2 protein-coding genes are annotated in these 4696 nt (G+C 73.1%); one reads left to right on the forward strand and one right to left on the reverse strand.

The features are described from left to right. Positions 1-91: 91 nt before the first annotated feature. Positions 92-397, reverse strand: coding sequence for a hypothetical protein (locus HCN51_RS57495; RefSeq protein WP_168022197.1), 306 nt, complete (start codon positions 395-397; stop codon positions 92-94). A gap of 242 nt (positions 398-639) precedes the next feature. Between HCN51_RS57495 and HCN51_RS57500 the strand changes: the two genes are divergently transcribed. Next, positions 640-4512 (forward strand): nSTAND1 domain-containing NTPase, encoded by a 3873-nt coding sequence (locus HCN51_RS57500; RefSeq protein ID WP_168022198.1) that lies wholly within the window; start codon positions 640-642, stop codon positions 4510-4512. The last annotated feature ends 184 nt before the right edge of the window (positions 4513-4696 follow it).

The following is a 4696-nucleotide window of genomic DNA, read 5'->3' on the forward strand; positions in this document are numbered from 1 at the left end:
ACTCGACACGGTTGGTCGTGCATCGCCCTGATCTGCTTGAACAGCCCGTACCGCTCATGACTGTCCCGTTGTTCCTCGCTCCCGTTACTGCTCAGGACCCGACGCAGCCCCAGCTGTCGTGATAGACGCCGTAGACATTGAAGAGGTTACCGAGTTGCACCTGCTCCCCCTTCGGGACACAGAAATGCTTGTTGTAGGTGGAGATCCTGTAGGTAACCCAGATCCTTTCGTTCTGGTCAGCACAGTTGCGGTAGTACTCCAGTACGGGGGTGGTGTAGTGGCCGCACGTCTGGCTCGTGAGTGCCGTGGGCCGCATGTGAGTTGGCTGCGCGGCGGCCGGCGCGGCGAGGGCGGCGAGACCGAGGGAGAGGACGAGGCTGAGGGCGGCCGTCTTCATCTGAGCACGCATGTTGTTTCCCGTTCTGTGAAGGACCTCGGGTCCGGAGGACCGTCAGTTGTTTCGGGAGCCGCCGAGGTGTGTGGCGGCGTCCATGGCACCGATCGTGCTGCCGGCTGCGGGAGGGGCAGAAGGGGTTTCCCGTCGCCCTGAAGAGCCGGTGGTCAGGGAAACCGGGAGGTACCACCAGAAGTCGCACCACTTTCTGCGACCGAACAATTACCTTTTGTAAAGTGTTGAGAGTGCGTGAAGGCATGGAGGACGGCGGTTCGGGGATGGCCCCCGGTGCCGCGTTGCGGCGGCTGCGGGTGGCGCGCGGGCTGTCGCTCATGGAGTTGTCCCGGCTGACCCACTACAGCAAGGGCTATCTGAGCAAGGTGGAGACCGGGGAGAAGGCGCTGTCCGTGGGGGTGGCGCGTCGGTGCGACGCGGTGCTGGAGACCGGCGGCGAGCTGACCGAGCTGGCCGAGTCGGCCACACAAGCACGTGGGGGCTGCCCCTATCGCGGTCTTCAGCCCTACGAGCCTGAGGATTCCCGCTGGTTCTTCGGCCGGGACCGGACGGTGGGCGTGCTGGTGGGGCGACTTGCCGAGCGGATGCAGGGGCGCGGGCCGCTGATCGTGGTGGCCCCCTCGGGGGCGGGCAAGACGTCCCTGCTGCGGGCTGGACTGCTGCCCGCCCTACGCCGAGGGGCGCTGCCGACGCCTGGATCCCGCTCGTGGCCGACCATCGTGTTCACGCCGGGCGAGCGTCCGATCGCCGGGCTGTTGGCCAGGATCGGCGCGCTCACCGGGCTCAACCCCGCCCACCTGGCCGGCGTCCTGGCCGAAGATCCCGCCGCCTTCGCCGCCCAGGTGGCGCAGGCGGTCAACGGCGGGGCACCGGGTGGCGATCCCGCCGCCCGGCGCCGCCTAGTGCTGGTCGTCGACCAGCTTGAGGAGATCTTCACGCTGTGCGGTGAGGAGGCCGAGCGCCGGCTCTTCCTGGCGGCGGTGGACGCCCTGACCGTCGCCGGCACGACCGGTCATCCCGCGGCGCTGGTGGTGCTCGGCGTACGCGCCGACTTCTACGGCCACTGCCTCAACCATCCCGCTCTGCTGGAGGCCCTGCGCGAGGGGCAGTTGCCGCTGGGCCCGATGAGCGTCGCTGAGCTGCGCGAGGTCATCACCGGCCCCGCCCGCGTCGCCGGCCTGACCCTGGAGCCGGGCCTCGTGGAGCTGCTGCTGCGCGACCTCGGCGTGCCACCGGACACCCACGGAAACGGCCCCGGCCCCGAGCCCGGCGCCCTGCCCCTGCTGTCGCACGCGCTGCTCGTCACTTGGCAGCGCCGCCGCGGCAGCACCCTGACCGTGGAGGACTACCGGCTGACCGGCGGCATCGCCGGTGCCGTCGCCGCCACCGCCGAGCGCGTCTACGACGGGCTCGACCCGCACGGCCAGGAGATCGCGCGCCGGCTGTTCCTGCAGATGGTGTGCGTGGGCGAGGACAACACCGAGAGCCGCCGCCCGGTCGACGTGCGCCGCCTGCCCGAGCCGCCCTTCCCGCCCACGGCCACCGCCGCGGTGGTCGAGGCGTTCGCCAGGGCCCGGCTGCTGACCCTGGACGCCAGCCTGACCTGGCCGGCGCACGAGGCGCTGCTGCGGGCCTGGCCGGCGCTGCGCGAGTGGATCCTCGCTGACCGCGCCGACCTGCGGCTGCGCCGTCGGCTCCTGGAGGCGGCCGGGACATGGAAGCGCGAGGGACGTGACCCGTCCCTGCTCTACCGCGGCACCCTGCTGCAGGCAGCACAGGACTGGGCGGCCGGCGCCGACACCGCGCTGAACGCGCCGGAGGCGGAGTTCCTGGAGGCGGCGATCGCGCTGCGCGACGCGGAGGAGGCCGCGGCCCGCCGCCGCGCCCGCCGCCTGCGACACCTGATCGTCACACTCGCCGTCCTGCTGGTGCTGGCCTCCTCGGCCACCGTGTACGCGGCGCGCACCCAGGCGACGGCCACCGAGCAGCGCGATCTCGCGTTGTCGCAGAAGGTCGCGGGCGAGGCCGTCAGCCTGCGCGAGGCGGCGCCCTCGCTGGCCGCACAGCTCAGCCTCACCGCCTACCGGCTGTCGGCCACGCCCGAGTCCCGCAGCGGACTGCTCACCGCTTTCACCACCCCGTACGCGGGACGGCTGACCGCGGGCGAGGGCATCAACCGGGCGCTGTTCAGCCGCGACGGCCGCACGCTCGTCGCGGCCGGTGACGACGGCGTCCGCCTCTGGGACGTGACCGACCTCCGCCGGCCGGCCCCGCTGTCGGAGTTCGCTGCGGACGGCGCCGACGTCGAGGCCGCCGCCCTGAGCGCCGACGCGCGCCGGCTCGTGACCGCCGGACTCGACGGCTCCGTACAGGTGTGGGACGTGAGCGACCCGCGGCGGCCGGTCCTGGTGTCCGGGTTCGCCGCACACAAAACGCCCGCCTGGTCGGTGGCCCTGACCGCCGACGGCACCATGGCGGCCAGCGCGAGCGACGACGGCACCGCCCGGCTGTGGGACCTGTCCGACCCCCAGGACCCGCGCCCCCTCGCCACGCTGACCGGCCACATCGGCGCCGTACGCGGCGTCGCCCTCAGCCCCGACGGCCGTACGCTCGCGAGCACGGGCGACGACAACACGGGACGCCTGTGGGACGTCTCCGACCGGCGCCACCCGCGCTCCCTCAGCACCCTCACCGGGCACGGCGAGGACATCTGGGCCGTCACCTTCAGCCCCGACGGCACCAGGATCGCCACCGGCAGCGACGACCGCACGGGTGGGCTGTGGGATGTCTCCGAACCGCGCCGGCCGCGCCGGCTCGCCACCCTGCCCGGCCACACCGGGCCGGTCATCGCCGCCGCGTTCAGCCCCGACGGGCGGACAGTGGCCACCGCCGGATGGGACCATGAGATCAGGGTGTGGGACGTGGCCGACCCCGGCCGGCCTCGCCTGGTCACCGTGCTGACCGGACACAGCGACACCATCGGATCCGTGGCGTTCAGCCCTGACGGGCGCACCCTGGCCAGTGCGAGTTGGGACCACACCGCCCGGCTGTGGGAGACCGGCGAACCCGTCGCACGCGGCCACGAGGGACCGGTACACGCCGTGGCCTTCTCCCCCGGCGGGAGCCTGCTGGCCTCCGGCGGCGACGGCCGCATGGTGCGGCTCTGGGACGTCGCCGATCCCTACCGTCCCGTCATCCGCGGCGTCCTCGCCACCGCATCCGGCACGACGTACGCGCTGGCGTTCGGCCAGGGCGGCAAGGTGCTGGCAGCGGCCGGCGAGGACGAGACGGTACGGCTGTGGGACGTCTCGGACCCGGCCGAACCGGTCGAGCTGCCCACCCTCACAGAACCCACCGCCAGGGTCCGCACGGTCGCGTTCGGTCCCGACGGGCGAACGCTGGCCGCCGCCGGGTTCGACAACACCGTGCGACTGTGGGACCTCACCGACCCGCGCCGGCCCGCGCCACTCGCCGCGTTCGACGGCCAGGCCGGCTCCCTGTACTCCGTAGCGTTCGCCCCGAACGGCCGGAGGCTGGCGAGCGCGGGATTCGACGGCGCCGTGCGGCTGTGGGACATCTCCGATCCGCGCCGACCGGCCCTGACGGCCACGTTGCGCGGGCACCGGAGCCCCGTTGCCGCGATCGGCTTCAGCCCGGACGGCAACCTGCTCGCCAGCGCCAGCTTCGACCAGACGGCACGCCTTTGGAACATGGCCCCTCCCAGCGGGCCGAAGCCGCTCGCCACCCTGGCCGGGCACAGCTCCGGGGTCAGCGCCATCGCGTTCGGCCGCCGGGGCGGCCTCCTCGCCACCACAGGCGACGTCCGGACCGTGCGGCTGTGGGACCTCACCGACCCCGCGACCCCGCACGCTCTGGCCGTGCTCACCGGCCACGGCGACTCGGTCCGCGCGGCAGCGTTCGGCTCCGGCGGCCGCACGCTGGCCACAGCGAGCGACGACGGGACGGTGCGGCTGTGGGATCCCGACCCCGAGCGGGTGGCTGCCCGTGTCTGTGCCCTGGCCCGCCCTGCCGTCACCCCGGCCGAGTGGGAGCAGCACTTCCCACGGCTCGCCTTCGCGCCCCCCTGCCCCGCCGCCTCCTGAGCCGGAACCGCCGACGCGCGGTTCACCGACCAGGCACAGCCGACCCGCGCCGTCCGCGACCATCTGAGCCACATTCGCGTCCTCGACCGCGCTCTCGACCCGGGGGCGAGGAACAACGGGACAGTCATGAGCGGTACGGGCTGTTCAAGCAGATCAGGGCGGTGCACGACCAACCGTGTCGAGC

Source organism: Nonomuraea composti, assembly GCF_012034275.1.
GTDB lineage: Bacteria > Actinomycetota > Actinomycetes > Streptosporangiales > Streptosporangiaceae > Nonomuraea > Nonomuraea composti.

Excerpts from the sequence above, each read along its gene's own strand:
- HCN51_RS57495 (WP_168022197.1), bottom strand. The coding sequence starts at position 397 with ATGAAGACGGCCGCCCTCAGCCTCGTCCTCTCCCTCGGTCTCGCCGCC.